The sequence below is a fragment of the Mesorhizobium hawassense genome (assembly GCF_003289945.1).
GTDB classification, from domain to species: Bacteria; Pseudomonadota; Alphaproteobacteria; order Rhizobiales; family Rhizobiaceae; genus Mesorhizobium; species Mesorhizobium hawassense.
Genome location: NZ_QMBP01000002.1, coordinates 125,445 through 150,023, shown reverse-complemented (window position 1 = coordinate 150,023; position 24,579 = coordinate 125,445). Strand labels below are relative to the sequence as shown.

At 61.7% G+C, this 24,579-nt stretch carries 23 protein-coding genes; 9 read left to right on the top strand and 14 right to left on the bottom strand.

Going from position 1 to position 24,579, the window contains the following annotated elements:
• Positions 1-684 precede the first annotated feature (684 nt).
• Entirely contained in the window at positions 685-1,875 is a 1,191-nt protein-coding gene (locus DPM33_RS04965) for an NADH-quinone oxidoreductase subunit D (protein WP_112096199.1), read from the top strand.
• Positions 1,876-2,905: 1,030 nt separating this feature from the next.
• Here the strand turns inward: DPM33_RS04965 and DPM33_RS04950 are convergent.
• From DPM33_RS04950 to DPM33_RS04940, 3 genes are all read right to left on the bottom strand, one after another.
• The gene (locus DPM33_RS04950; protein WP_112096717.1) at positions 2,906-3,613 is read right to left on the bottom strand and encodes a glutathione S-transferase family protein; all 708 of its coding nucleotides are present in this window, start codon (positions 3,611-3,613) and stop codon (positions 2,906-2,908) included.
• A gap of 229 nt (positions 3,614-3,842) precedes the next feature.
• Positions 3,843-5,345 carry a glutathione-disulfide reductase gene (gene gorA / locus DPM33_RS04945; RefSeq protein WP_112096198.1) on the bottom strand — a complete coding sequence of 501 codons (1,503 nt, stop codon included), beginning with the start codon at positions 5,343-5,345 and terminating at the stop codon, positions 3,843-3,845.
• A 343-nt stretch (positions 5,346-5,688) separates the two neighbouring features.
• On the bottom strand, positions 5,689-7,383 hold the full coding sequence (locus DPM33_RS04940; protein ID WP_112096196.1) for a thiamine pyrophosphate-binding protein: 1,695 nt from the start codon (positions 7,381-7,383) through the stop codon (positions 5,689-5,691).
• Between the two features lie 684 nt (positions 7,384-8,067).
• Here DPM33_RS04940 and DPM33_RS37725 point away from each other — a divergent pair.
• On the top strand, positions 8,068-8,403 hold the full coding sequence (locus tag DPM33_RS37725; protein ID WP_112096194.1) for an MEDS domain-containing protein: 336 nt from the start codon (positions 8,068-8,070) through the stop codon (positions 8,401-8,403).
• A gap of 199 nt (positions 8,404-8,602) precedes the next feature.
• On the opposite strand, the gene DPM33_RS04930 is transcribed toward DPM33_RS37725, so the two are convergent.
• The 4 genes from DPM33_RS04930 to DPM33_RS04920 all read right to left on the bottom strand — a co-directional run bounded on the left by DPM33_RS04930 (position 8,603) and on the right by DPM33_RS04920 (position 11,427).
• On the bottom strand, positions 8,603-9,298 hold the full coding sequence (locus DPM33_RS04930; protein WP_112096192.1) for a glutathione S-transferase N-terminal domain-containing protein: 696 nt from the start codon (positions 9,296-9,298) through the stop codon (positions 8,603-8,605).
• A gap of 117 nt (positions 9,299-9,415) precedes the next feature.
• Positions 9,416-10,714, bottom strand: a complete 1,299-nt coding sequence (locus tag DPM33_RS04925) for an MFS transporter (RefSeq protein ID WP_245442005.1) — start codon at positions 10,712-10,714, stop codon at positions 9,416-9,418.
• Positions 10,715-10,760: 46 nt separating this feature from the next.
• On the bottom strand, positions 10,761-10,886 hold the full coding sequence (locus DPM33_RS37385) for a thioredoxin domain-containing protein (protein WP_281004781.1): 126 nt from the start codon (positions 10,884-10,886) through the stop codon (positions 10,761-10,763).
• Between the two features lie 139 nt (positions 10,887-11,025).
• The gene (locus DPM33_RS04920; protein ID WP_112096188.1) at positions 11,026-11,427 is read right to left on the bottom strand and encodes an SPW repeat domain-containing protein; all 402 of its coding nucleotides are present in this window, start codon (positions 11,425-11,427) and stop codon (positions 11,026-11,028) included.
• Between the two features lie 1,253 nt (positions 11,428-12,680).
• On the opposite strand from DPM33_RS04920, the gene DPM33_RS04915 reads away from it, so the two are divergent.
• From DPM33_RS04915 to DPM33_RS04900, 3 genes are all read left to right on the top strand, one after another.
• Entirely contained in the window at positions 12,681-13,058 is a 378-nt protein-coding gene (locus DPM33_RS04915; protein WP_112096186.1) for a c-type cytochrome, read from the top strand.
• Between the two features lie 658 nt (positions 13,059-13,716).
• Positions 13,717-13,905 (top strand): IS3 family transposase, encoded by a 189-nt coding sequence (locus tag DPM33_RS04905; protein ID WP_245442004.1) that lies wholly within the window; start codon positions 13,717-13,719, stop codon positions 13,903-13,905.
• Positions 13,906-13,945: 40 nt separating this feature from the next.
• Positions 13,946-15,502: a PAS domain-containing sensor histidine kinase gene (locus DPM33_RS04900; protein ID WP_112096182.1), complete on the top strand. Its 1,557-nt coding sequence runs from the start codon at positions 13,946-13,948 to the stop codon at positions 15,500-15,502.
• Here the strand turns inward: DPM33_RS04900 and DPM33_RS04895 are convergent.
• Positions 15,497-15,886, bottom strand: a complete 390-nt coding sequence (locus DPM33_RS04895) for a response regulator transcription factor (RefSeq protein ID WP_112096180.1) — start codon at positions 15,884-15,886, stop codon at positions 15,497-15,499. The genes DPM33_RS04900 and DPM33_RS04895 overlap by 6 nt on opposite strands.
• 329 nt (positions 15,887-16,215) lie before the next feature.
• Between DPM33_RS04895 and DPM33_RS04890 the strand changes: the two genes are divergently transcribed.
• Entirely contained in the window at positions 16,216-16,851 is a 636-nt protein-coding gene (locus DPM33_RS04890) for a response regulator transcription factor (protein WP_112096716.1), read from the top strand.
• A 535-nt stretch (positions 16,852-17,386) separates the two neighbouring features.
• On the opposite strand, the gene DPM33_RS04885 is transcribed toward DPM33_RS04890, so the two are convergent.
• Positions 17,387-17,590, bottom strand: a complete 204-nt coding sequence (locus tag DPM33_RS04885; protein WP_112096178.1) for a hypothetical protein — start codon at positions 17,588-17,590, stop codon at positions 17,387-17,389.
• A 497-nt stretch (positions 17,591-18,087) separates the two neighbouring features.
• On the opposite strand from DPM33_RS04885, the gene DPM33_RS04880 reads away from it, so the two are divergent.
• From DPM33_RS04880 to DPM33_RS04870, 3 genes are all read left to right on the top strand, one after another.
• Complete coding sequence (locus tag DPM33_RS04880) at positions 18,088-18,891, top strand: sensor histidine kinase (protein ID WP_112096177.1); 804 nt, start codon at positions 18,088-18,090, stop codon at positions 18,889-18,891.
• Between the two features lie 30 nt (positions 18,892-18,921).
• Complete coding sequence (locus DPM33_RS36835) at positions 18,922-19,101, top strand: hypothetical protein (RefSeq protein ID WP_112096174.1); 180 nt, start codon at positions 18,922-18,924, stop codon at positions 19,099-19,101.
• Positions 19,102-19,322: 221 nt separating this feature from the next.
• The gene (locus DPM33_RS04870; protein WP_112096172.1) at positions 19,323-20,327 is read left to right on the top strand and encodes a helix-turn-helix domain-containing protein; all 1,005 of its coding nucleotides are present in this window, start codon (positions 19,323-19,325) and stop codon (positions 20,325-20,327) included.
• Between the two features lie 184 nt (positions 20,328-20,511).
• Here the strand turns inward: DPM33_RS04870 and DPM33_RS04865 are convergent, their stop codons facing one another.
• The 5 genes from DPM33_RS04865 to msrB all read right to left on the bottom strand — a co-directional run bounded on the left by DPM33_RS04865 (position 20,512) and on the right by msrB (position 24,347).
• A complete protein-coding gene (locus tag DPM33_RS04865; RefSeq protein ID WP_112096170.1) occupies positions 20,512-21,558 on the bottom strand; it encodes a transaldolase in 1,047 nt (348 codons plus the stop codon).
• A 15-nt stretch (positions 21,559-21,573) separates the two neighbouring features.
• On the bottom strand, positions 21,574-21,828 hold the full coding sequence (locus tag DPM33_RS04860) for a DUF2171 domain-containing protein (protein WP_112096168.1): 255 nt from the start codon (positions 21,826-21,828) through the stop codon (positions 21,574-21,576).
• 37 nt (positions 21,829-21,865) lie between these two features.
• On the bottom strand, positions 21,866-23,134 hold the full coding sequence (gene egtB, locus DPM33_RS04855; RefSeq protein WP_245442003.1) for an ergothioneine biosynthesis protein EgtB: 1,269 nt from the start codon (positions 23,132-23,134) through the stop codon (positions 21,866-21,868).
• A gap of 245 nt (positions 23,135-23,379) precedes the next feature.
• Positions 23,380-23,892 carry a peptide-methionine (S)-S-oxide reductase MsrA gene (gene msrA / locus DPM33_RS04850; RefSeq protein WP_112096164.1) on the bottom strand — a complete coding sequence of 171 codons (513 nt, stop codon included), beginning with the start codon at positions 23,890-23,892 and terminating at the stop codon, positions 23,380-23,382.
• Positions 23,893-23,894: 2 nt separating this feature from the next.
• Complete coding sequence (gene msrB, locus DPM33_RS04845; protein ID WP_112096162.1) at positions 23,895-24,347, bottom strand: peptide-methionine (R)-S-oxide reductase MsrB; 453 nt, start codon at positions 24,345-24,347, stop codon at positions 23,895-23,897.
• Positions 24,348-24,579 lie beyond the last annotated feature (232 nt).

Below are 24,579 nucleotides of genomic sequence, written 5' to 3'. Positions count from 1 at the left end.
CTGGCTATTATTGATGGAACGACGCCGGACGACTGCAACAGAGGAGCCCAGGTTGCGCCGTGTCCGCTAAAGCTAACGTGCACGATCTTCAGTCGCAGACTGTTGTCTGTCGGTCTGCTTGCTGACAGCGAAGGGATCGTTGCTTGCCGGTTAACGCTTAAAGCCGAGGCGGGCAGTTTGTTTCAGGTCCGGAACCCAAATCCGCAAAGTAAGACTGGGTTGTCCTTCGCGTGGTTCACCTTGCTGCGACTGCGCCGGAACTATGAGGAGGCCCTCGCGTTGCCCGTCAAACGAAACGACAAATCCGGTCCTGACGGGTCTCGAGGGCCTGTGTCGGCGGTGCCAGCAGGGACATCTATTCGCAGGTTACCTGAAATTGGCGCTGCGTTGCGACGTTTGCGGGCCCGTATACTGGGCCCAGAACCTATTAAAAGGATGAGATCGAGGCGTGCATCGGACGGATCGTCGAACAGGCGTGCACCGGTACGTGCGTCACGCCGAGCATCACATCGATAACTATCGGTAATAGGCGGGAATTCCCTTATCGGTTATGATCCAGTGGACGTTATGGCCGGGTCAGCAATCCCGGCTTTGCTGGCATCGGATTCGGCTTTCGCACACTCTTTTTGCCAAGATAGCTGGCCGAGGTTGCCAGCGCGGATGGCCGCAAATGTGAGACGCAAAATGGCTGAAACATCCGTCCGTAATTTTAACATCAACTTCGGCCCGCAGCATCCGGCCGCGCACGGCGTTTTGCGCCTGGTGCTGGAGCTTGACGGCGAAGTCGTCGATCGCGTCGACCCGCATATCGGGCTGTTGCATCGTGGCACCGAGAAGCTGATCGAGCACAAGACCTATCTGCAGGCGGTGCCCTATCTCGACCGACTTGATTATGTCGCGCCGATGAACCAGGAGCATGCCTTCGCGCTCGCCGTCGAGCGCCTCCTCGGCATCGAGGTGCCGAAGCGCGGCCAGTTGATTCGCGTTCTCTACTGCGAAATCGGCCGCATCATGTCACACATCCTCAATGTGACGACGCAGGCGTTGGATATCGGCGCCCTGACGCCGCCGCTGTGGGGCTTCGTCGAGCGCGAAAAGCTGATGGTGTTCTACGAACGCGCCTCGGGCTCGCGCATGCATGCGGCCTATTTCCGGCCGGGCGGCGTGCACCAGGACCTGCCGCAGAAGCTTGTCGAGGACATCGGCAAGTGGATCGATCCGTTCCTGAAGTCGATCGACGATCTCGACGCGCTGCTCACCGGCAATCGCATCTTCAAGCAGCGCAATGTCGATATCGGCATCGTGTCGCTGGCCGACGCCTGGGCCTGGGGCTTTTCGGGCGTGATGGTGCGCGGCTCGGGCGCCGCCTGGGACCTGCGCAAATCGCAGCCCTATGAGTGCTATTCCGAGATGGATTTCGACATCCCGATCGGCAAGAACGGCGACTGTTACGACCGTTACCTGGTGCGCATGGAAGAGATGCGCCAGTCGGCCAAGATCATGCGCCAGTGCGTCGACCTGCTGCTTGGCAAGGAAAGCGCCGGCCCTGTGTCGAACCTCGACGGCAAGGTCGTGCCGCCGAAGCGCCAGGCCATGAAGCGTTCGATGGAAGCACTGATCCATCACTTCAAGCTCTATACCGAGGGCTACCGCGTGCCGGCCGGCGAGGTCTATGCGGCGGTCGAGGCGCCGAAGGGTGAGTTCGGCGTCTATCTGGTCTCCGACGGCACCAACAAGCCCTACCGCTGCAAGCTGCGCGCACCCGGATTCGCGCACTTGCAAGCGATGGACTTCCTATGCCGCGGCCACATGCTGGCGGATATCAATGCTATACTTGGATCTTTGGATATTGTTTTTGGGGAAGTGGACAGGTGAAATTGAATACGTCAGTCATCGGTAAGGGAAGCCGAGCGGTGCGTAATGATGCAGACGGCGCGGCCTTTGGCCATCAGCCGGACGTTCCTGCGGGATGACAATTCCGGCTAGTAACGAGGCGCGCTGGTCGCCCCGTCAAGGAGCAGGGCGTGGCTTGGTGACCAGCGCCCGGGCAATGGGAATGTGTCGCTGGTCGCCGGAGAGGTTGGAGCGGCGCTCCTCCAGCACCAATGCCGTGGCCGCTAAGTTCTTCATCGGTGTGCAGAATTCTCGCATCCTTGTAGTCGCTGTAAAGCTTGAGGATGTAGCATGAGCTGTGGGACAGCGGTTCTGTCCGACCACACCACAGTCGGTTCAACACCGCCTCCCTGAGCGCATTTTCCATGAGCCGATCAAATTTCGTCGTGACAATTACCTTAAGGTAGGCTTCACGGACCAATCCAGCGATTGCTTGATGTGCGGCGTCGAAGCCAGGCGCGTCGGCCCTGGCAGTGTTTGCTCGCCAGTTCCGTAGCCGGCAACTACTTCGTCTCGATCCTGAAGGCGACACCCTTTCTGTCATTCGTCGGAAGCTAACGCGCGGGTGTGTACTGGGGTTCTTCGAGAGCCTGGCGCGAGGCCTCGTCGGAATCGAGGCCTGCAGCTCATCGCACTACTGGGTAAGAGAACTCATCGCGCGAGGTCATGATGTGCGCCTGCTCCCGGCGCAGTACGTGAAGCATATCTGGAGCGGCAGAAGAACGATGCGGTCGCCGGCGAGATTGCGAATCAGGCTCTCGTTGACAGGCTTGCCGACAAAATCGAAGTCCTCGATGCCATCTGCAAGCGGCAGCTTGGCGACCGCGAACTGGCACTCGATGCCGCGAGCCCTGCTTCTCCGCCATCAAGCGGCAGCATGATTCACCGAAGATCGTCGGCGATCTTTGCAGGCTGAGATATTCCAGACTGGCATGAATTCTATACGACGCTTTCATTGGCTTAGATTGGCAAGCCTCGCCCTAACCGGGGACAACCTGTTGAGGCTCCACACCTAGCTGTTGGCTACAGGGTAGTTTGACGGGAAGAGAGCTCGTTTCGTTTCCTCGTCGTTCGTCTTCTTGAATTCGTGATCCTGCCCAACTGCCCGAGCCTTCGCAACCGCTGGGCGAGCGTCGATCCCGGCGAACCACCGCTTGATGTTAGGGAAGGCGGCCAGCGCGTCGGCCGCCCCCTTCATCACACGGGAGGCACGATCGATCCAACCCCAGGCGGACATGTCGACGATCGTGTAGTCGGACCCTACGATATAGTCGCGGCCGGCGAGTTGACTGTCGAGTACGCGATAGTGGCGCTCCGCTTCGCGGCGATATCTGTTGACGGCGTAGTCGAGGCCGTCGGGAGCTGCAAATTGGAAATGCACGGCCTGTCCCGAGAAGGGTCCGAGGCCCGTTCCGAGGAAGAAAAGCCACGATAAAACCTCACCCCGGTCGGCGGGCCGCCCGAGGAAGCGGCCTGTTTTCTCGGCGAGGTACAGCAGAATGGCGCTGGAATCGAAAACCCGCGCCTCTTTGCCGCCCAAGCCTTCCGTATCGACGATGACGGGCACCTTGCCGTTGGGATTGACGGCGCGAAATGAGGGCCGATGTTGTTCGCCCTTGCTCGTGTCGACCGGCACCAGCTCATACGTTAGCCCGGACTCCTCCAAGAACAGGGCGACCTTGGCTGGATTGGGCGTCGGGTGAAAATAGAAGCGGATCAACGCGGTCACCTTCAGGATTTCAGACTGACGGCGCGCAAGGGCCGGGCGCCGGGTCGACGAGGCCGCTGATAGAGGCGACCGGCGCGACATTGCCAGCGCTTCCGCCGCTACGGAAGTGACGCAGCGTTATCGATTTCATTCCCGGCCGCATGAGGCCGGCAACCTATAGTGAGCGGCTCGGCGACCCGCAATGTTCCGAGCGGGTCCTTTCGGGCGCGAGCCGGTGGTGTCAAAGGGCTGCGCTTGGGACGTGCGGGGTCGAAGCGTCGCGCCGATCGTAACGCACCGTCGGCGTCTGCATGGCGACGATCTCCTCGCCGACCGTCGGGTGCACGGCCATGACCGACATGAAGTCTTTCATGGTGGCTCCGCTGCCGACAGCGATTGCCAGCACCTGGATCATCTCGCTGGCCTCCTCAGCGAAGATGTGGATCCCGAGGATCCGGTCCGTCTCGCAATCCACAATGACCTTCAAAAGCGAGGCCTCGCAATCGCCCGTCACGGCGGCCTTCAGCGGCCGGAAGCGTACCTTGTAGACGTCGACAGCATGGTATTGGGCCCTCGCTTCCAGCTCGGTCAGCCCAACGGTGCCGATCTCCGGGTTGGAGAAGACCGCGGTTGGCACATTGGAGTAGTCGACCTGCCAGGCTTTCTCGCCGAACACGCTGTCAGCGAACGCGTGGCCTTCGCGGATAGCGACGGGCGTCAGGTTGAACCGGTTCGACACGTCACCCACGGCGTAGATGTTCGGGACATTCGTGCGGGAGCCCGCGTCGACAACGATTGAGCCGTCTGTCCCAGTCTTGACCCCAGCGCGGTCCAGTCCAAGCGAGGTCGTGTTCGGGCTGCGCCCGAAGGCGAGCAGCACCTGGTCGGCCACCAGCCTTCCGCCCTGTTCGGTGGTAACGTCGATTCTTCCCGCGCGGTCGCCTCCGCCGACGTGCTCCTCCGGCCGCTCAAGGCGGCGGATACTGTCGCAAAGCATCAGCTTGATGCCGCGATTCGTGTAGGACGCGGTGACCGCCTGGCGCACGTCCTCGTCGAAGCCGCGTAGGACATTGCTTCCGCGGCAGACGACGGTGACGTCGCTTCCCAACGCGGCAAACAGGCCAGCGAACTCTATTGCGATGTACCCCGCGCCGCCGATAACAAGCTTCCTCGGGAATGTCTTCAAGTCGAAGATGTCATCCGAGGTGATGCCGAGCTCGATGCCGTCGAAGGGAGGGAGTTCGGGCCGTGCGCCTGTCGCAATCAGGATCGTCCGCGCCCGCAAGCGACGGCCGTCTTTGACGAGGCGCACGGTATGCGCGTCCTCGAGCACAGCGCGAGACCTCACGACCTCGACGCCCGCACTGTCTTGGCCGGTGCCATAGAGCCCTTCCAGGCGTGTGATCTCCCGGTCCTTCGCGGCAACCAACGACGGCCAGTCGAAACGCGGGATCGACAAGCGCCAGCCGAATTCCGCGGCCTCGTCGAACGTGTTCCCGAAACGGCTCGCGTAGACAAACAGCTTCTTCGGGACGCAGCCGCGGATTACACACGTCCCTCCCAGCCGGTACTCCTCGGCGAGCATCACTTTCGCGCCATGTCCCGACGCCACGCGCGCAGCGCGGATGCCTCCTGACCCACCCCCGATCACGAACAAGTCGACGTCGAACTCCGCCTCACGGGAAAGTGCAGAAGCCGTGGCCGCCGGTGTCGACGCGCCTGACGTCCCCTGTATCAAATCCATCTCGCTCAAGTCATCATCCAATCCATTTTGTGCGGGGAGCGATATGCATGCCTCGACCGCATTCTCCGCGAACGCGCAGGAGCAAGCGCCCGCCCAAGACTTTGCTTCACTCTGGATTCGAACAGCCACGAGTCCTAGCGCCGGCGCTGCTACTTCGCACTCGCGGCATCCTGTTTTGGACTTTCGGCACAATGCATTCGTCGACGGTCAGCGCGGCCGTGCGGCCTCGCGCAGGAGCCAAGCCCTCTTCTCTGCAGCGTCATGCACCCTTCCAGAAGGCTTGTCGTGGCAGCGTCCTCAAGTTCGTCGCAGAGCTTGTGCGCCTGCCGCATCGAGGCAGCCATCAGCCACCGGTGAAAGCGGCGATCGCTTCCTTGATTTTCGCGACGGCATAGCCGCCGACCTGCTCGAGTTCGACGTGGGGAAGGTTCGGCATCTCGTCAGGCACCACGCCGCACGCGACGATCGCAGGGCCCGGGCACGCGAACGCCTCGATCAAAGTCGACTCGAGCAGCGCTGGATCGCGCACCGTGAAACCTTGCGCGCCGCAGGCGCGTCCTAGCGCTGCGTAATCCGGGTTGGTGAATTCGATTGCCTCCCGGAACGGAAGAATTCCCACGCTCTGCGCCTCGAGCGTGATGAGCCCGAAAGCTGCATTGTCGAAAATCACAATCTTCACGGGCAACTGGTGGTGTACGGCTGTGAGGAATTCGCTCATCAGCATGTTGAAACCGCCATCCCCGGTGAGGACGATCACCTGTCGCGTCCGATCGAGCGCCTGAATGCCGTTGGCTTGTCCGAGAGCCGTGCCGACGGCGGCGTTGTTGAAGGAGCCGACAATGCGCTGCTTGCCGCTCTGTCGAATCCAGTTGCCCGACCACAGCGTGTTGAGGCCCGTATCGAAGACGAACACGGCGTCGTCTTTCGCGAGGTCGCTGACCATGCGGGCTACCGCTTGCGGGTGGATCCTGTCGTGGCTGCGCATAAGGTCACACTTCTTGTCGAGGAGTTCGTCCCAAGCACGGCGGCCGAGCGCGACCTTCTCGAAGAAGGCGCTTCCGGTCTTCTGTCGCACTCTCTGCAGGAGGGCGAAGAGCGTCGGCCGCACCGAGCCCATTACGCCGATCGCTGTTGGCGCACGCCGGCCGATTGCCGCGGCCCGCTCGTCGATCTGGATGACGTTCCCGTGCGCCGGCAGGAAGTTCGAATAGGGATAGTCCGTGCCGACCATGAGCAGCAGGTCGCAATCCTGCACTGCATTGTAGGCCGGCTTGCTACCGATCATGCCGAGCCCGCCCATCCAGCGCGGGTCATCGTAGGCGATGATCTCTTTACCGCGGACCGTGTGGACGAGCGGCGCCTTCAGACGGTCCGACAGGTCGCGGAGCAACTCGGCCGACCCTCGGCACCCCGCCCCGCAGAGGATGGCAACCGAGTCTGCCGCGTCGATGCGGCAGGCGACCGCGTCGATCTCGTGCTCATCCGGCGCGATCTCGCCGCGCACGCGTAGAGTCGCCACGCTCGGAACGGCGTGCTCGACCCTGCTGGACAGCACATCCTGGGGGAGGGTCAGGTGCGCGACCCCGGGTCCCGCATACGCAGACGCTATCGACTGGTGAATCACGCCGGGCGCCTGCGCTGGCGCTGTGATCGTCTGGGTGTAAAGCGACACGTCCCGAAAGAGCAGGTCCGGCTCAGTCGACTGGTGGTAGTCGATGCCCTTCAGGCGTCGCGGCATTTCCCCCGATAAAGCCAGGACGGGAGCGTGGTCGCGCGCGGCTTCGTAGAGACCGGCGACGAGGTGCGTGCTGCCGGGCCCCGTGGTTCCGGCGCACACTGCAAGCTGGCCGGTCAGCTTGGCTTGGCCCGCCGCGGCCAGCGCCGCGCCTTCTTCGTGCCGTACGCCGACCCATTCTATCTTGCTCTGCCGCACGGCATCGCCCAACGGGTTCAGCGAGTCGCCGATCAGGCCAAAGATCTGCCTTACGCCGACCTCCTCGAGGACGTCGACGAGGGCTTCTGCGACAGTACGAGACATGGATCACTTCCGCGGTTGGCCCGCTTTCATCCAAATGCACGCCGGGTCCGAGCCAATCCCGCGACGTCACTGCCAAAGCCTTGCGCTCTTGGCACTAAGTGGCTCGTTGTACAGCAGGATTTGCCCGCACGGTGATAACCGGGAGTTATGAATAGCATGCCCTGTGTATTCGGGTCTGGCGCGCCGGGTGGATATACTCAGTCGCCGTGCACAGCACGACGCCGGACACGCCGACAACGGAGCGTGCCGTAAACCGAGACGTGTCGCCCCCGACGGCCGCGATCGCGGGAGTCAACGCTGTGCCGCTCAAAATACTCGTGCTCCGCGGATCATATCGGTCGGACAGGAAGGGCATCCGCCTGGAGCAGCGCGTAGAACCGTGTGACCTCGCTTCCAGAACTGCTTGGTGCAGGGCTGCGGCTTGACGCTCACCATCAGCGTCCACCACGTTCGCGGTCGGCCCGCGCGGAGCCGCTCCGCTCATCTACGCGGGCGCCGCCATGGTGACGGCGACCAGGGAGACGGTGACAGCCAGGCCGACAGTCTCCGGTGATTTCAAGGGGGGGCTGTTTTGCAGCTGTTCTTCTCGAATGGGGTAAGAAGATAAGAACCGGATTACGTCGGCCCGCGACTGGTTTCTCCAGGGTGATACGTTTGATGGCGAGAGAGTGACACGCGGTTGGCATGAGAAGCTCGCGCTCGTGTCGAGGTTACCCCGGCATGAGACTGACGGGGGATACGATCTGGTTGGCAAAGGAGGACTGGGGACACTTTTGCCACTACGAAGGCGGTCTCAACGAGGTTATCGGCAATCGGCGTCTCGCCGTACTATGCACCTATCCGCTTGCGGCGTGCGGAGCTCCCCAATCTGAAACGGTGCCAGTAAACGTGATCGGTGCCACTCGTGATTTCACGCCAGAGTTCAGACTACTGACCGCTCGTGTCCGGCAACCTCGGTCCGGCAGATCAGAAAGTCCCGCGATTTGCGGGATATTCCCGGACACGCAATGTGGACCCTAGGCGCTCGTGCCTTTGCTCGGCGCGGCCGCGACGAACGCGGCCGCTAAATGCTCTCGGCTGATTGCCCGCCGTGCATCAGCGATGCAAAGCCTCGGAAATGCGTTTGTGGCGGGACTGTGCGCTCGCGGACACCCACGTGGGAGGGCCGAGGGAATTCGATCACCCGCACTGCAAGGTAGCCGACGCCGATTATTCTCACCTAGGCCGCCGTCACTTGCAGCCCGCGCTGCACCGCCGGACGCGCCAGCCCGCGGTCCAGCCATGCCTGCACATGAACAAAGCGGTCGAAGCCGACGAGCTCGCGCGCTTCGTAAAACCCGATCAGGTTGCGCACCCAGCCGAGCAGCGAAATATCAGCGATGCTGTAGTCAGCGCCCATCACCCAGTCACGGCCCGCGAGCCGTTCGTCGAGGACACCGAGCAACCGCGCTGACTCGGTTGCGTAGCGGTCGCGCGGGCGCTTATCCTCATAGGCCTTGCCGGCGAACTTGTTGAAGAAGCCGACCTGGCCGAACATCGGCCCGACTCCGCCCATCTGCCACATCAACCACTGTAATGTTTCGTAGCGGGTGTTCGGATCGGCCGAGATAAATTGTCCTGTCTTGTCGGCAAGATAGAGGAGGATCGCGCCTGATTCGAACAGCGCGAGCGGCGTGCCGCTCGGCCCGTCGGGGTCGTAGATTGCTGGAATCTTGCCGTTGGGGTTGAGCGCGAGAAAGGCCGGGTCGTGGCTTTCGTCCGCCATGATGTCGATCCGGTGCGGCTCGTAAGCGAGGCTCGTTTCCTCAAGCATAATGCCGACCTTCACCCCATTGGGCGTCGGGAGGGAAAAGAGTTGCAGCCGATCAGGGTACTGCACCGGCCAGCGCGTAAAAATTGGATGATTGAGTATCACTTTCTTCTCCTAGAAAAGCTGGCCGAGCTGCGCCAGGACATGGTCGAATCTTCCACCTGAATGTGGGCGGCGACGATGATCCACGGGGAGGGGAGAACCGGTCGTGCCCCTGAGTCATCACCGACGAACACGGACGATCGTCTCCCCCGCGCGTCGCTCGGCCGGGTTGAAGGCGGCGGCATCGTCGAAGGTCGAAGAGCTGCCGCAGGTGCTGTTCCCGGTCGCGCCAGTGTGCGGATTGCGTGCACCGAGGACAGTGAACAGGGTGGCGACTAGGGCAAGTACCCCATATCCAAAGGCTATCTGTGGCAGCGAGAAGGTGTTGGAAAGTTCGCCGGAGATGAGGCTGGGGAAGGCGGCACCGCTGTAGCAGAGCAGGTAGATCGCGCTGAAGATCGGTGCGCGGTCGGCTAACGTGCTGCCGTGCAGCAGACCACGGGTGGCGGCGCTGATAGCGATGCCTTGGCCGGCGCCGGCGACTATGGTTGCGATGATAAACAACGCGAGTGTGCCGGAGTTGATCGCTGTGATGATGCCGATCATTCCGGCCAGGAAGGTGATCATGCCGACGCGTTGGGCTACCGCGGATGTGAACCGGCCGCCGATGGGAGCGCCGAAAACGCTGGGGGCCATATAGGCGGAGAACACCAATCCGAGGATGAGCGGGCTGCGGGTGTGGAGTTGATCTTCGACCAGCGCAGGCACGAAGGCTTGGTAGAAGGCACCGGTTGCCCAGGTAGCCAAGAACACCGCTGCCGCGACAGGGAGCAGATGCCTGACCCGGGCCGGCACGCGAACTCGCGGTAGCAGTGATCGCCAAGCGCCTTGCGCCGGAGTTGCGGTTTCCGGGCTGATGGCGATGAGTGCGGCAGACAGTAATAGGAAGCCGACGCAAACCAGGTAGATGAGATCACGTGGCCAGGGGCCGAACTGGACCAGGGCGCCGGAGGCGATGGCCCCGACGGTGAGGCCGAGCATTGGTCCTTGGCTGGAGGCGACGGAGGCCAACCATTCCGGCTTATCAGGTGCGGCGTCGACAATGTAGGAGGTAAGGCTACTGCTGGCCAACCCAGTACCGAGGCCCACCAGGAGCCGACCGGCCAGCAGGATGTTGATGTCGTGCACATCCAGCAACAGCAGACAACCCAGCAGGAGCAGGCCGAGGCTAGTGATCGCAGTGAGCCGCCGGCCCAGATGATTGGACAGACGTCCCAGTACCAACAGTGAGGCGATGGTGCCGACGGAGTAGCTGACGATGGCCATCGAGATGCCGAAGTTAGAGAACCCTTCCTCTGCCCGGTAGATGTTGTACAGGGGGATCGGCGAGGCTGAAGTAGCAAAAGAGGCCACCAGCGAGACCACGGCGGATATGAATTCCAGCCGGAGCGTTCCGCTCCGGCGAGCTTCGTTGATCACTGGTGCCACGTTTTGCATCGAGCCCCGCCTTTTTGTTCCACGTAATTCAGCAATATCCGTCCCAGTTTGCGTCGCGCTGATAGAGCGCAACCTTGTAAGGGGCCCACACCGCGTCCAGAAGCCACAGGATGCGCTGCGACCCCGACTCGTTCAGGTGGCGGACGACGATCATCACCTGATCCTAAAGGGGGGCAGGGCATCGATGGCTACGCAATGGGTGATGTAACGGAGGGCGGAACCGCTCGCCCTCCCCGAGTCCTCACGGACGAACATCGGCAACGTCTCGATCCTCGACGACGCCGTCGCCGCCTTCAACCCGCTGTGCGCTTGTCCAATCCCAAACGCCTAGCGGCCGGCTCCTCAGGCGCGTTAAAGACTGACGTCGTGAGCAGGACAGCGGCAGCCAGGACCCAGTAGTACCAGGCGTCGAGCCCAGCGAATCTGAAGGCGAACGGTGCGATGACAAACAGTACCCCGACGGCGCGATCGACCCAAAGATGCAGCCAGTAGGGAATGATACGGACGAGCCCGGTGGGATGGTCGGTCAGGATGGGCAAGAGGAGCGCCGCGACACCGACAAGGACCGAAAGCCACAGTGCGATTGGCCCGCTCTGGCCGAGCTTCAACAGGAACGGTGCTGCGATCAAGACGACAGCGACCGGATAATCGATGAGGTAGGCGTGCATAGACTTGGTGATGAAGCGGAACGACATGATGACTCCTATATATTTGTTTGCTTCGGCGGGTCATTGCGACGTGGAAAGCGCATCCATGTAAGAGGGCGTTCAAGCCGCCCCTATGCTGGTAGGCACTCCATACAACCTTCACGGGTCAGCCCGGTTAGTCGCACAGAAAAGCTATGCTGATAGGCCAACCACTAGAAATGCCGGCTTGTTATCGTTTCCATTCCACTCCCCGGCGCGCCATGGAAGGGGGTTGGTTAGCGTGGCGTCGATCGTCTACCGCCGGTCCAAGGGCGGAGTGAACTTCAGGCGCACGACCGACTGTTGCATCGACGCGTGTTTCCTTGGATGGTCCAGACGGGAGTGTCGCGGGTCGCACGCCGCCGCGGCGGAAAAGTAGGTCCTGGGATCGCGCCGCGAATCCACAATCCGTCGCCGTTGGTCCAGACAAACGGCGCGCCTCCGGTTGCCGCCGCCGTATCCCGGACGATCCGGCAAATGAGCCGGTTTGAAATGCCTCCGGGCGGCGGTGCGCACAGCGCTTTTGGACGATGATACCTCACGCCTATCGAAAGCATGTCCAAAGGGAATTTCTAATTTCGCCCGCTGCGTCCGATCTTTGGGTCTGGTTGGGCCGGCCGAGCACACGCGGCCGCCTTGACATTGATTGAAGCAATTGCGCGTGCCGCCGTGCCCCGCCTGGCCGCAAAGGAGCCCCGTGGATTCACGCGATTTTGCCACGACCAAAAAAGTGGACTGCAACTCCGATGACCAATGATCCGGCTGATAAGACCTTCCATCCGAGCCGTCGAGGCTTTCTCGGCGTTGCCGCCGCCACGGGCGCTGCTTCGCTGGCTCGGGGCGTCCTGGTAGGAACCGCCGCAACGACTGAGGCTCTCGCGGACGCATCCCGACCGGTCTCCTCCCAATCCGCAGAAGCTTCCGCGAGTGCTATCGCCGCCAAGTTGCCATCGCCGAGGCCGGGCTATCTATCATTCGGCCAGGACGAAGCCGGCTTCGTCGAGGTAATTGGTCAACGTTATGTGTCCTGCGGATGCGCTGACACCAGGCGGCGTCCATTGCGGGCTTGCAGCCTACATCGACCGACAACTGGCAGGCGATTTCGGTAAGGGCGCTCGCCTTTATATGCGCGGCCCTTGGCGAGAGGGTAAGCCTGAACTGGGCTATCGATCGGCCCTCACCCCCGAGCAGTTTTTCAAGGCGGGGCTTGGCGTTGCAAGGCCACGCCACCTCTGATCCCAATCTAAGAAAGGACGTTCCCAATGAAAGACCCGAGAAAGATTGGCGCGTTGATCGCGATGCTTGTACTTGCGGGAACAACCGCAAATCCCGGCTACGCACAGGACGCCGAGCACGGAAAAACCGTCTTCAAAGCTTGCGCTGCATGCCACGCGACAGATCATGCCAATCGCGTTGGGCCCGGCCTGGGAGGTATCATCGGCAGGACGGCCGGGACGGTTCCCGGCTTCCGCTACAGCGATGCGATGAAGAAGTCCGGCATTGTCTGGGATGCGAAGATTGTTGATGCGTATCTGGAATCGCCACAGAAGGTAGTTCCCGGAAACAGAATGCCCTACGCAGGACTGAAGAACCCGACAGACCGGGCGGACCTAGTTGGCTATCTTGCTACGTTGAAGTAGCGGCTCGTTCCTCGTTGAGCGAGGTGTCAGCAGGACGCCATCTTTTCGCACCTGAAATGCCGGCTAATGTGTATGACGTCCGAACTGCCTGATCCTCTTTCGGACATCCACACCGCCATGCCCTTTACGAGTGTGCTGCCCGCGCTTGGAGCGCTGCAGCGGTCGCTTGCGTGCCTATCGAACCGCTGACGAAGGCCGCTTTCGGTCATATAGCCTGCTGTCTGGCAAGCGGCCTTTCCTCGTGCATATCGATCTTGCCGATTATGGCGTGGAGGTCGTCAACAAATAGCGGATCGTGTTCGTGCGGAATATCCCCGGGCCCAGCGGGGCGGCGCGAAATGCCGTTACAAGCTGTCGCGATTGTGGTCTATGAGGGTGTCGAAGCCCTGGGCCAGGCGGACGTGTGCAGCGAGGCCAACAGCTATCTCGACAAGCACGGATCGCTATGAAACGGCATTGGCCGCCGCTCACCGCAATTCGCAACGCGCGTCGAACGGCATACGAATGGTGGCTGACCTAACCTTCGAGGAGGCTGCGGACGGCTTCGACGTCGTTCTGGTGGCTGGCGTGCCCACCGCACCGGAAACGGAGCCTGAACGTGCCTGGTGCGATGGGCTGCAGAGGCAACCCAGACGACCACGCCAAGGTGGAGAACTCTATGAAGGCGTTGAAGGTCGAGGCGGTCTATCCCGCGGCCTTCGCGAGCTTCGAGGGCGTCGCTGACCACCTTCCTCACTTCGTCGAGGTGATTTACAATAAGCGCAGGCTCCATTCGGCGGTTGGCTATCCGAGCCCGCAGCAGTTCGAGGATCAACACATCCGGCGGACTGGCAAATCAGCAGCCTGAACCCGGTCCACCCTCAGGGGCGCACTCCATGGAGTAGCCAATGACGACATTTTCCAATTCACCTAGCCAAACCGACTCCGAAGCGACGCGCGCGCTGCAAATTATCGAGAGCATGCCCGGCCACGCATGGTCGGCCGATGCCGCCGGAAGGTTCACGTATGTCAGTCCAAGCACCCTGGCTTTCCTCGGTAACGCGCGCGAAGATCTTAATACTTCCGACAACGAGGATGAGTTCGGCTGGCGTCGGGTCGTCCATCCCGACGATTATGATCGGGTCGCCGCCAAATGGCGGCATTGCCTCGAAACCGGCGCTCACTATGACACAGAGCATCGCCTGCGCCGCGCCGATGGTGTGTATCGCTGGTTTCGAAACTCGGGACGCCCCTCACGCGATAGTCAGGGGCGTATCACCCAATGGTACGGCACGACAATAGACATTGACGAACAGAAGCGGGCCGAGGCGGCGCTGCGCGACCGGGAGCGGGAGCTCTCGCAGCTTGTCGACTTGGTTCCGAGCCACCTTTGGCGGCTGACGCCGGACGGCGAGCCGACCTTCTTCAACAGGCGCATGACTGATTTCCTCGGCCTGGACTTAGCGGATACGGACAGGCCGGGGATGAGCCGGCTGGACGCGATCATAGAGACCGTCCATCTGGACGACGCAGCGAAGTTTAGGGACGCCCTCAACCGCTGCCTCGTCACCGGCGAGAGTTTCGCCATGCGGTATCGGCTGCGCCGCGCTGACGGCGTCTATCGCTGGATGTCGAGCCGCGCCGAGCCATTGCGGGATCAGGACGGGCGCATCGTCCAGTGGTACGGCCTCTGTCACGACATAGATGATCAGATGCGTGCCGAAGAGGCGCTGTCGCAATTGCACCAGATGCAATCGGATTTCGCTCACATGAACCGGGTAAGCACGATGGGAGAATTGGCTGCTTCGCTGTCTCACGAAATCACGCAACCGATCGCCAGTGCTCGGAACAATGCCCGCGCTGCCCTGAATTTCCTTGACGTACTGCAGCCAGACTTGGGCGAGGTCAGAGAAGCGCTCGCCTGCGTTGTCGCCGATGCCGACCGAGCAGGGGACATCATCGACCGCATTCGTGAGCACATCAAGAAAGCACCGCCGCGAAAAGAGCGCTTCGATCTCAACGCTGCTGTCGAGGAAGTGATCGCATTGACGCGAAGCGTAACCAACAGAAACGGGGTGTCGGTCCAGACCCGGTTTGCCGACGGATTGTGTCTCGTTGAGGGGGATCGAGTTCAATTACAGCAAGTCATCCTCAACCTGATCCTGAACGCGGTCGAAGCGATCGAGGCGGTCGAGATGGGATCACGAGACCTGCTGATTAGCACGGAACAAGTCGGCAAAGAAATCGGGGTGGCAGTCAGTGACTTTGGGCCAGGAATCGATCCGACGCATCTGAAGCACGTTTTCGAGGCGTTCTACACCACCAAGCCCAGCGGGACTGGGATGGGGCTATCAATATGCCGGTCCATCATCGATGCCCATGGGGGCCGGCTATGGGTGCAGGCAAACGAGCCTCGTGGTGCCGTATTTCGGTTCATCTTGCACGGCGCAGAAGCGAGATCATGAAACTCCTCGTGTCGTTCCAGCGGACGTGAAAGCTGCGCCGAGACACCTTTTCAGATCGTGCTCGTCCACCGGCTTGCGCAGATAGCAGACGACACCGTTGTTCAGCGCGCGAGCCCGGTCAGCATCATTGGGGTAGGCCGTAACGAGGATTGTCGGGATCGCTCGCCCTTCATCGACAAGGTGTCGGTAGAGTTCGAGCCCGGTCATCACAGGCATATGGATGTCGGCGATGAGACAGGTCGTCTCGGCGAGATGAGGGGACGCGAGGAAATCGGCGGCCGATGGAAATGCCTCGACCGTGTAGCCGAGCGACCTCATGAACCTTCGCATGGACTCGCGAAAAAAGCGATCATCTTCAACGATCGAAACCAATAATTTCTTCATCTGCCGCCTTTGGCGGTTCGCTCGAACTGCCGTGTAAGCAGCCCAACGATGCCGTCGCCCCGTGGGGGACTACGTGATCTCGTGAAGAATGCCACGGGTCCAACAACGATGCCCCATAAACTTTGGTTTATCTCCGGGCGAGAATTGCGAAGGCTGGGCACCGAAGATGGCCGGGGAACTCTTCCAGTGCACCTAACCCGGGTCTATCCCGTCCAGCCCTCAGAGACGGAGGGCTGTTCAGGTAAAGGGATTCGGACTAGATTTGTGCGCGTCGGGCCAAATCTGCAAACCGAGACAAAAGGCTCACTGCCGTGATCCATGGGACACCGATACCTGACGCAAGCTCCACTGTTTTGGTCATCGACGACGATGCGGAGCTTCGAGCCTCGGTCGGGCGGTTATTGCGATCGGTCGGTCTCACCGTCCAGCTGTTTGGGTCTATTGCCGAATTTCTCAGGTCCGATCCACCGGATGGGCCGACCTGCCTTGTGCTCGACGTCAGATTGCCGGGGCAAAGCGGTCTTGATTTGCAGCGCGAACTCGCTGAGGCAAACAGGGAACTACCTATCATCTTCGTCACCGGGCACGGCGACATCCCGATGTCCGTGCAGGCGATGAAAAGAGGTGCCATCGAATTCCTGACCAAGCCGTATCGCGATCAGGATCTCCTCGAAGCCATTCAACTCGGCCTTTTCCGTGATCGCGCACGCCGGGAAAACGAGAAGGAATTGGTCGACCTTAGGGAGCGCTTCGGCTCGCTCAGTCCGAGAGAGCGCGAGATAATGATTCAGGTCGCTCGCGGCCGCCTGAGCAAACAGATTGCCCATGATATCGGCATCGCCGAAGCCACGGTGAAGGTGCATCGGAGCAGGGGTATGCAGAAGATGAAGGCCGGTTCGCTTCCCGAGCTGGGCCGAATGGCGGACAAGCTCAAGCTGGTGCCTGACAAGCCGCAAACCTCCTGAGCTCTATAGCTTTTGGCGAGGCACTATTCCTGTCCATCAGATTGGTTAGGTCATTGTCCGCCGCCATCAACGGTATGGCAAAGGTCTTGCGGAGACGATCCTTCTTGGCGTGTACGCGGCCCAGCTGAGTGCGTGCATTGCCGCACCCCCGCGCGACGGCGTCCTTACGCAATTGATCTCCGCCTCCAAGGTTCGCGGCTATTGCGGCGACATCCGCGTTTGGGGCTACTCCTATGCCGGCTATCCCGCTCGCCGGCTTGTCGCTTTTCGCGCCTAGCGCTTGGAGGCGGCCAGGACTGATCCATCCATAAAGTTGAAAATTTCAACACACTCACCCTGTCCGGTGGCGGCAGCAGCGGCGTTCGGCGCCAGAGCCTTCTTGCCGGCTGGGAAGGCCCGGAACCAAGCCCGCGTTCGACATCGTGAAAGGGACTGGGATCGGTGACGGTGCGTTGATTGCGCCGTTCGCCTTTCTCGGACCGGCATATGACGATCAGCTCAAACAAGCCTCCACCACCGTCAAGGACGCTAACATCTACAGGAACCACAGCCTCCTTGGCGCACTGTCGAGCGGATACTTCACCAGCAACGCACCGCTCGCGAAAATGAGGACAAATAAATCACCAATGACGTTCTGGCGTAGACTGCGCAGGAGCCGGTCAAAAGCCAACGGCTGTTCATCAGGACAACCAACCTCGATGCCGATCGCGCCGTAACGGGTCCCAGCGTCCACGTCCATCCCGGCATCTTTCCGCTGAAGTCACGGCGGCGGGCAAGACTTATCACGAGATGCACGTGACGACGGCGCCAGCAACGTCTTCCTGATGCACACCGGCCTCACTTTGCATGAACTCGACCGGACCTTCCACACAACGGCATACGTTGCAAAAGGGCGCCTCTGGGATTTCGAAATTGAAGCGTTACCCAGGGGGGAATCGGGGAACTCATACGTTCGCATCGAAGCAAATCCTTCGTGTGTCGACTCGACGCGGCTCAGATGCCGGCGAGCTACATTCGCCACCCGACTTTCTCTGATTTGCCTCGGCCAAGGCTTCCGGGGCAGACGCGACGTGCGAACATGAAAGCCCTACACGTTCGTACTAAATCTAGGTTTACTTGCTGCAACGTATCGATCATTGCGCACCACCCACGTGCAATAGCTCACGGCATGCAAAACCATCAAATTGCGAGTAACGAAGTAGCCTCGAATGGCTCTTCCAATCTCGCGAGGTTGGCATGCGCGCATCAGAATCCCAGACGGCTTTGGGTCGCTTGCCCGCCCACCAGGCCCCAGCGCCTTTGACATCAGGCTATCGCGGCTCGGAGGCGGTCCCAACCGTTACAGCGACTGACCCGCGGCTGCATCTTTCGTCCATCGTTCACGATTTCAACAACCTACTGACGCCAATCGTCACTATTCTTGAGGAACTGCAAGCTCGACACCTAGCTACGTCCAGGCAGCTGAAGAAGATCGATGGCGCAATATACTGCGCATTTCAAGCCAAGGTGCTCGCTCGCCAGCTTCTCGATTTCGCCAATCCGCGGCCGGTGCGCCCTGAACCTGTGCTGATTCGCCAGCTACTTGAGCTACTCGAGCCGGCTCTCGCCAGTGTCCTCTCTCCAGATATCAAGCTCAAATTAGACAGCGCCGAAGAGCTTCCGCCTGCCTTCATCGACCGCCAGCTCGTCGAGCGCGCTCTGCTCAACCTGGTTCTCAATGCGCGCGACGCTATGCCCGAAGGCGGCGACGTCACCATCACAGCGGCGTTGGAGTTTCCGCCTGCCTCTCACCCCGGCGGGCACGAGCGGATGATCCGCCTTTCTGTCGCCGACTGCGGGGTGGGGATGGACCACCAGACGCTGAAGATGGCGGGACAATCCAATTTCTCGACGAGGACCAATGGCACCGGTCTTGGCCTCGCGATCGTCAGGCAACTGATGGAAAGCTTGGGTGGTGGACTCTCAATAACAAGCGCTCCTAGCCGGGGCACGAAGATCGATCTTTGGTTGCCGGCAACGTTGGCCTGCTTTGCGGACTGACGCAGCCTAGACAGGAAAGGAACAATTACGATGAAACTCCGCGCTTTAATCGTAGGCTGGGTATCCGCGGTTCGCGATTTCGTGGCTCCGCGATACCGACCCGAGCTTCACTACATGCGCGGTCCGGGTCCAGCCTTCGCACGACGCCCTGTGATGGTCCAATCGAGAGGCGAGATGCAGATCCTGCGTGCGCGGCCCCGACATCGTTGATCTTCGCGAGACAGGCGCGCCGGCCGAACGTGCCTTGTACTGTACAGTCGGTCACATCGGAATGCCGACAGATAGATGCGCGAAGGCCATAAACATCATCAGGCCGACTGGTGACTGGCCCCTCGCCGGAGAACGTCATGTGCTGCTTGCGCGCCGATGGCGTCGCCCCGCTGTCCCGGGGCGAGCTGATGTGGGCCTGAGCACTATAGAGGCTTCTGGACATGGCAGGCGACCCGATCTGGCGTATATCGCAACAAGACCTCGACAAGTTGATGACCACGTTGGACGTCACCTTCGTCAGGCTGTCGGAGTGCGCGCTCGCGGCGAATGCTCACTTGGCGGTTGCCCGTGCTGCAGCCTCCACCATCCACTACTGCCTTCGAGGCGCCGGGTTCATCCTCCTTGACGATGAAACGCCCATACGCCTGACACCCCACACGCTGGTGATCATCCCGCCTGGGCGGGCGATGACAATCACCGCGACGGAGCGCCCGACCACGCTACGGAACACTCGCAAACACAACAATGACGGCTTCACGGCCGGGTCGTCGCAGCGGCACACCGTCGGAGACGGTGAGCCGACACTGGTCCTTGCGTGCGGGTCCTTCCGGGCCAACTACGGTCCGGCGCTCGACTTGTTCGCCTCCCTGGCAATGCCCATCGTCGAGAGGTTCGACGTGCACGACCAGCTTGACCAGGTGATGGCCTACGCAATGGCCGAGCTCGCAGCCCAGGACGTTGGTGGAGGGCCGATGTCGGCGGCGTTGCTGAAACTCGTTCTGCTCGCATTGCTCCGGCGCTGCCTGGTCTCGACGAATGCGTGGGTGGAGCGCTTTTCGATCTTGAGCGATCCGCCGATCGCACGGGCTTTCGCCGAGATGGCCTCGCGCCCGTCCGAGCCTCACACCGTCCAGAGTCTGTCGCACGCCGTCGGCCTCAGCCGCTCGGCTTTCATGGCGCGGTTTTCCGCCGCCTTCGGAGAGTCCCCGATGTCATTGCTCCGCCGGGTGAGGATGCGCCATGCAGCGGACCTGCTCGCAGCCAACGCGCTGTCTATCGACCAGGTCGCCCTCAGCGCCGGCTACCAGAGCCGGAGCAGCTTCACGCGCACTTTCCGCAGGTACTACGGCAGCGATCCGTCAGAATACCGTGCCAGGGCGCAGCGCACCGCGTCCTCAAGCGCCGCACCGGCCGAGGATGCGATCGAGGAATCCGCTGCAGCCTGACTCAGGTCATCACTCCACGAGAGCGCAGGCGCCGCCGCGCGCGACCGCGGTAAGGTGCGCTGGACGCACTTGCGCCCCCCGGCTCCTCGAGCAGTTACGGGACGCTTTGAGACCTCGAGTTGTTTAGGCGGTACACAAACATCAGCACGGCTCTGCGTTGCTTTCAGTGACGATGGCGCGGAATTCACTGGAGGCGTTTGGCGATCCTGCGGCGGAGCGTCTTCAGGTCGTTCGCGAACACGCGGATGCCTTCGGCCAGCTTCTCGGTCGCCATCGCGTCCTCGTTCATGATCCACCGAAAAATTGTCTCGTCCATCGGACCCGCAGGGTCCGGGTGTTTCACGTCGACAGCGTCTTCGCTCACGAACCAGTGGCAGATCCCGTCTTCCGCGGTCCGGAGCGAGCGCGGCTCTGCGGCGGCTGGCGCCAAGACGCGTTTGAGATCGCCCCCCTCGGACGCAAGCGCGTCCATAAGGGATGGTGCGATCGTAAGCCGATCGCATCCGGCCAGTGCCTCGATCTGGCCGGTGTTGCGGAACGACGCGCCCATGACGATCGTCTCGATGCCATTCGACTTGTAGTGCCCGTAGATGTCCCGCACGAAGCGGACACCTGGATCCTCCTCGGCGGTGAAGTCCCTTTCACCAGACTTCATGTACCAGTCGTAGATGCGGCCCACAAATGGCGATATCAAGAAGGCGTGCGCCTCAGCGCTCGCAATCGCCTGGGCTCGGTTCAGCAGCAACGTCATGTTGCACTTCACGCCCTCGCGTTGGAGGATCTCCGCAGCGCGAATTCCCTCCCACGTCGAAGCGAGTTTGATGAGCACGCGCTCGGGCCCGATGCCTCGCAGCTTGTAGGCGTGGATAATTTGGCGTGCCCTCGCGACCGATGCTCTGATGTTGAACGACAGGTTCGCGTCCACCTCGGTGGAAACGAACCCTGGTACGAGTCGCAAGAGTTCGACGCCGACGGAGACTGCGAGTCGGTCGGCCGTCGCAGCTGCCAAGTGTGCATCATCGCCGCTCTGCTTCCGTCCCCATGCCAATGCCTCATCGACGACATCGCTGTACTCGGGAGTATCGATCGCCTTCAGGACGATCGTCGGATTCGTCGTGCAGTCCACCGGCTTGAGACGCGCCACTGCTCCGAGATCGCCCGTGTCGGCCACGATGGTCGTTATTGCGCGTAGTTGATCCAGCTTCGACGCCTTACGTGTGGTCAGGGTCATCGGCCCCTCCTTTCTTTAGACGGGCTTTCCCGACTTCTCTTCCTCGAATGTCACCGCCACAGCCGCGTTCGCAGAAAGGCGAACCCTCTGGCCCTCGACGTCGGCGACTAGTCCGAGGTCGATGAAGTGTGTGTGGCCCTTGTGCTGGCCCTCGCCGCTGTCGCGCTTCGCCAGCCTGATGCGCCCGTCGGCGACACCGTCGACGGTGCCGACGTGGACGCCGTCCGCGCCGATTACTTCCATATTCTGAACGATCTTGTCCGTGGCCATCTCGTCTCTCCTTGTGGTTTCGCCGATTGCGGCGGAGCTAGGCGTCGTCCGCCAGGCGAAGTCCCGCGAATTGCCAACGCGTGTGCGCCGGGAAGAAATTCCGGTAGCTCGCGCGGACGTGTCCCGGCGGCGTCGCGCAAGAGCCGCCTCGCAAAACGAACTGCCCGGACATGAACTTGCCGTTGTACTCGCCGACCGCGCCCGCGACTGCGCGGAAGCGCGGGTAGGGCGAGAACGGGCTGCGTGTCCACTCCCAGACGTCGCCGAACATCTGCTGCACCCCGACTTTCCGCGGGGACGCGGGCTCGGGACTGAGGCGATTGAGGTCGAGGAAGTTGCCGTCGACGTCGAGACTTTGCGCGGCCACCTCCCACTCCGCCTCGCTCGGCAGCCTCTTTCCAGACCACGTGGCGAACGCATCAGCCTCGAAGTAGCTGACGTGCGCGACCGGTGTGGTGGGGTCGAGCGATTGGAAGCCCCTCAGCGTCATGGTCCAGTGCTGTCCGTCGCGCGTCTCCCAGTAGAGCGGCCGCGACCAGCCCTCAGCGAGGGCTTTCGTCCAGCCCTCGGACAGCCACAGCAGGGGCGTGGTGTAGCCACCGTCCTCAATGAACTCCATCCACTCGGCGTTGGTCACCAAGCGGTCGGCGAGCCGGAACGGCTCCGTCAACACGCGGTGTCGCGGTCCCTCGCTGTCGAAGGCAAAGCCCGCACCGCCGTGGCCGATCTCGACGATTCCTCCTTCGAAGTCGGTGAAGGAGAGCGCAGGCAGCGCCGCGGTCTCCGCCGACACCGGGGCAGGGGCGCGGTAGGATGGCCGGATCGGATTTTGCGCGAACAGATGAAGGATGTCCGTGAGCAAGAGCTCTTGGTGCTGCTGCTCGTGGTGGCATCCAAGCTCGATCAGCTCGGCGGCGTCACGGGTCGGGCGAGAGGTGAGCAGCCTCGCGACCGCCTGGTCGACATAGGCCCGGTACGCGTAGATGTCGTCCAACGCCGGCCGCGTGACCATGCCACGCCTTGGACGCGGCTGCCGCGCCCCCATCGTCTCGTAGTAGGAGTTGAACAGGAACGTGAACTTCTCGTCGAACGGCTTGTAGCCCTCTAGGTGGCGCGAGAGCACCATCGCCTCGAAAAACCAGGTGGTATGTGCGAGGTGCCACTTTGCGGGGCTCGCGTCCGGCATCGACTGCACCGTTGCGTCCGCGTCTGACAGGGGCTCGCCGAGGGCCTCGCTGGTTTGCCGCACCTCGAGATAAAAGCGCTCTAGGTCTTTAAGCCCGAGCGCGGACTGGAAAAGGTGCAAAGGGACCATTGCAATTCCTCACGGGACTTTCCGATCTGCAGCCGCACGGGCTAGGCGCCGCGCATCCACGACGATATGGGACATTCCTGGCTCGCGAATCTCGAAACCGTGTCCGGCCGTCCAAACCCACCAGCTGGCCACACCCGAGTAGCTCCAGGGATACTGCGAGGATGCGTCGCAGTACCCGTCTCACGGAAGCGAAGTAAAGCTCAGGGCACCGCCGTCGACGCGTCCCTGCGCCGCCCTCAGGCGGCGCTTCTGCGCGGAAGCTTCCACTGCGGGCGGGCGAAGTGGCAGGTGTAGCCACTCGGGTGGCGCTCCAGGTAGTCCTGGTGCTCAGGCTCAGCCTCCCAGAAGTCGCCAGCGGGCGAGACCTCCGTCACCACCTTGCCCGGCCACAGCCCCGAGGCTTCGACGTCGGCGATCGTGTCTTGCGCAACGCGGTGCTGCTCCTCGCTGACGTAGAAGATCGCAGATCTGTAGCTCGCGCCGCGGTCGTTTCCCTGCCGGTTGGGAGTTGTCGGATCGTGGATCTGGAAGAAGAACTCCAGCAGATCGCGGAAGCTCGTCTTGCTCGGATCGAAGGTGATGTCGATCGCTTCCGCGTGCGTCCCGTGGTTGCGGTATGTGGCATTCTTGACGTCACCGCCGGAGTATCCGACCCGCGTCGATACGACGCCGGGGAGGCGCCGCACCAGTTGCTGCATTCCCCAGAAGCAGCCCCCTGCCAGGATCGCGTGCTCTGTAGTCGTTGCCATCGTCAGGCCTCTTGCTTCGCAAAAAGCTTTGCGTACTCGCCGTACCCTTCGCTCTCTAGTTGGTCACGGTGAATGAAACGCAGGGAGGCCGAGTTCATGCAGTATCTCAACCCGCCCTTGTCGCGCGGCCCGTCGGGGAAAAGGTGGCCCAAGTGGCTGTCGCCGTGCTTGGAGCGGACCTCGGTCCGCGTCATGCCGTGCGAGCTGTCCACGTTCTCGACGACATTCGCTGCCTCGAGGGGCCGCGTGAAACTTGGCCAGCCTGTGCCGCTGTCGAACTTGTCGAACGACGCGAAGAGCGGCTCGCCGGAAACCACGTCGACGTAGAGCCCAGGTTCCTTGTTGTCCCAGTATTCATTGGCGAATGGGCGCTCGGTTCCGTCAGTTTGCGTGACGCGGTACTGCTCGGGAGTCAACTTCGAGACCGCTTCTGGATTCTTCCTGTAGGCCGGCATTCGCGGAGCTCCTTTTTTGTTCTGCATTGAAGATAGGCACGGGCCGGGCGAGCGTCCAATCACCTCCGTCTATCGAAACGATGCCACGTGGATCGCCGCCGCTCGAGGTGTTTGCATCTGGCGGGGGCGGATTCACTTGCCGTAGAAGCGACGGGGTCAGAGATTGCTGGAGCCCGACTTCGAAACGGCGCTCGCCGCGATACGAGTGGTTACCGAGAAGGCGTGTACGGGG